This is a genomic window from Bacillus sanguinis (genome assembly GCF_018332475.1).
GTDB lineage: Bacteria > Bacillota > Bacilli > Bacillales > Bacillaceae_G > Bacillus_A > Bacillus_A sanguinis.
The window spans coordinates 1-3,402 of sequence record NZ_BOQB01000489.1 but is presented as its reverse complement, the minus strand read 5'-3'; the positions used below and the strand labels follow the sequence as shown (position 1 = coordinate 3,402).

General features: G+C 36.4%; 3 protein-coding genes. All 3 read right to left on the bottom strand.

Annotated elements, in window-relative coordinates; translation table 11 throughout:
• Window positions 1-61 precede the first annotated feature (61 nt).
• The 3 genes from KI369_RS27930 to KI369_RS27920 all read right to left on the bottom strand — a co-directional run bounded on the left by KI369_RS27930 (window position 62) and on the right by KI369_RS27920 (window position 3,184).
• A complete protein-coding gene (locus KI369_RS27930; RefSeq protein WP_212958888.1) occupies window positions 62-1,573 on the bottom strand; it encodes an ABC transporter permease/substrate-binding protein in 1,512 nt (503 codons plus the stop codon).
• Window positions 1,574-1,576: 3 nt separating this feature from the next.
• Complete coding sequence (locus KI369_RS27925; protein ID WP_212958886.1) at window positions 1,577-2,524, bottom strand: ABC transporter ATP-binding protein; 948 nt, start codon at window positions 2,522-2,524, stop codon at window positions 1,577-1,579.
• A 102-nt stretch (window positions 2,525-2,626) separates the two neighbouring features.
• A complete protein-coding gene (locus KI369_RS27920) occupies window positions 2,627-3,184 on the bottom strand; it encodes a YdcF family protein (RefSeq protein ID WP_212958885.1) in 558 nt (185 codons plus the stop codon).
• Between the last annotated feature and the right edge of the window lie 218 nt (window positions 3,185-3,402).

Genomic DNA, 3,402 nt, shown 5'->3' with positions numbered 1-3,402 from the left:
ACCGTTCATTTTGTAATGAACGGTCATTTCATACATATAAATTTGTATATTTCTTGTAAAATTAACGTAGTAAATTCTCTTTTTGTAAAAATCGTTTTGCTACTTCTTCACTACCTTTACCATTCACATTTACTTCATAATTCATTTTTCGCATTTCTTCATCTGTAATCTTTCGAGATAATTTATTTAATACTTTTTCAAGTTCAGGATATTTCTGTAACGTCTCTTTTCTTAATAACGGTGCACCTTGGTATGGTGGAAATAATCCTTTGTCATCTTTTAGCACTTTAAGTCCGTATTGCTCAAGTTCACTATCAGTTGAATATGCATCAATTACGTTAACATCCCCTGATTGAATTGCACTATAACGTAGTTTCGGCTCCATCGTTTTCACATTTGAAAACTTATAGTTATATAATTTTTGCATTCCTTTATAACCGTCTTCACGATCAGCAAATTCTAATGTGAATCCTACTTTCGCATCCTGTGCAATTTTTCCTAAATCAGAAATTGTATTTATATTATTTTGATCTGCTATTTTTTTCGGCATAGCTAGTGCATACGTATTGTTATACTCCATCGGCTTCAACATTACCATATTATATTTCTTTTCCATTCCAGCGCGGGCTTGCTCATATACTTCATCCCGATTTGTACTTTTTGGCTCTTCTTTCACGAAAGTAGATAAAGCTGTTCCCGAAAATTCAGGGTATATATCTACTTCACCTGATTTCAATGCTTCAAATACAAATGCTGTTTTTCCAAGACCTGGTTTTAATTCTACATGTAAATCGGTATCTTGTTCGATAAGTTGCTTATACATTTGAATTAAAATTTCTGGTTCTGATCCAAGTTTGCCGGCAATAACAATATCTTTCTTTTGTGTATTCCAAAGAAATGGAGAAGCAATCATGATACAAACAATACATATCGTCAATATAACACGCTTAGAAGAGCGTTTTGGACTCTCCAGTACTCGAAGTACTACATCAAAGAATAAAGCGAGTAACGCGGCTGGTACGGCCCCTAAAATGATAAGCGCATGATCATTCCGATCGATACCAAGTAAAATGAGTTTACCGAGCCCACCAGCACCTATAAGAGCTGCTAATGTAGCTGTTCCAACAATTAATACCATCGCCGTACGAATACCGGCCATAATAATTGGTAATGCAAGAGGAAGCTCTACCTTCCACAGTCTTCTCCAGCTATTCATCCCCATAGCTCTCGCTGCTTCGATTAAAGATTCATCTAATTCCCTTATTCCCGTATATGTATTTCGTAAAATAGGTAATAGTGCGTACACAACTAATGCAATAATGGCTGGAAGTTTTCCAATTCCTACTAACGGAATTAAAAGTCCGAGTAATGCCAGTGATGGGACCGTCTGCATAACTGCAGAAGTTCCTATAATAAACTCAGCCAGTCGTTCTTTTCTCGTTAATAAAATGCCAAGTGGCACTGCAATAATTACTGCAAAAAATAATGAAATAAGCGATATTTGTAAATGCTCACTTAATGCAGTTAGTAATTCTATTTTTCGTTCTTGGAACGTTTGTATCAAATCAGTCACTGTTTAGCCTCTTTCCTTCATTTGTTCAACAATGTAATTGACAATATGACGACTTGTTAAAGTGCCAACATATTGACCATTTTCTTCAACTGGAACGACTTCTTCAGCTCGTAAGCGAATCAGTGCTTCTTGTAAGGGCGAATGCAAAGATAAAGCAATCCCTTCAACTCGTGTGCAATCGTCTAGCGGCATTACATCTCCTATATTCATGCCCTCATACCAAGGTCGTCCACGATTTCCAATGAACTCCTCTACAAATTCATTTTTCGGATTATGTATAATACCTTCTGGTGTATCTAATTGAACAACTTTTCCTTCTTTCATAACGCAAATACGATCTCCAAGCGATAACGCTTCTTGCATATCATGCGTTACAAATACAATTGTTTTTTGAATCTTTTTTTGCAATTGTACAATATCCTTCTGAAGCTGCTCCCTACTTAGTGGATCTAACGCACTAAATGGTTCGTCCATAAGAACAATTTTCGGATTTGCGGCTAATGCCCGTACAACACCAACGCGCTGCTTTTGACCTCCTGACAATTCATCAGGCATACGATCGCGATATACGTCTGGATTTAGCCCGACCATCTGTAGCAACTCATCGACACGGGCTTTTATTTTTTCTTTATTCCATTTTCTCATTTCAGGAACAACTGCAATATTTTCTGCAATTGTCATATGCGGGAACAAAGCAATTTGTTGCAACACGTATCCTATATCCCAACGTAATTCGTTTATATTATATTGTTGAATATCTTTTCCATCGATTAAAATCGATCCTTCAGTCGTTTCAATTAAACGATTAATCATCTTCATTGTCGTTGTTTTCCCGCAACCACTCGGACCAATAAGGACAAAAAACTCTCCCTTTTTAATTTCTAAATGCAATGAATCCACTGCTTTCGTGCCATCTTCATACGCTTTTGACACCTGATTAAATTGAATCACAAATACAACTCCTTTATCGTTGTTTCCTTTATTTTGATGGAAGATGGTATTCATTTCAAATGATACGCTTTATTCTACAAAAAAAGAGCCCACATTTGAGCTCTAACGGTCGAACAATCTTGTTTTCATTATTGCAGCATATTCACGTACGTACATTTTCCTCTTAGAACGGATCGGTGTTTCAGCGGCTAGCGCCTCCATCTTCATGCCTAAACGCTTTGCAATTATTTTCGTTCTATACAAATGATACGTATTACTTACAACTACCGCATGTTTCACATCATATAAATCCATACTAAACTTTACATTCTCATACGTATTTGTAGATTGATCTTCTATTAAAATACGACTCTCATCTATACCATGTACCATTAAATAGTTTCTCATACTATGAGCTTCCGGTATATCTTCATCTTCCCCTTGACCACCTGAAACAATTACTTTTACATCAGGATGAGAATATAAATATTCCAGCGCTACATCTAAACGATTTTGAAGAGATAAAGACGGTCTATCTCCAAATAACTTTGCACCCAGTATAAGAACGTACGGAGAGTGATGACTCAACTTTTCACGAGCAACTTTCTTCATTTGAAAGGTCATATAAAGAATGTATAGTGGTGGTAATAATAAGATGATAAGTAATATCCATTTGTTCATATATATGTTTGCACTCCCTTTCTTTTTATTATATGAACACTCCCCCACTTAGCAAAGCTTGAAGTGGGGGTTTCTAACGTTTTGACCTAACGGACGATTAACGTCAGGGGAGTTAACACATTAGCGAGCTGTTTCACGCCTAACCCCTCTATCCCATTTGTCCATGCATTTGGGATTACTTTTCGTAAAATGTTAGCCGCAGCATTTACATCTGCATG

Bases quoted from the DNA above. Each gene is read 5' to 3' on its own strand.
- KI369_RS27920 (WP_212958885.1), bottom strand. From the start codon at position 3,184: ATGAACAAATGGATATTACTTATCATCTTATTATTACCACCACTATAC.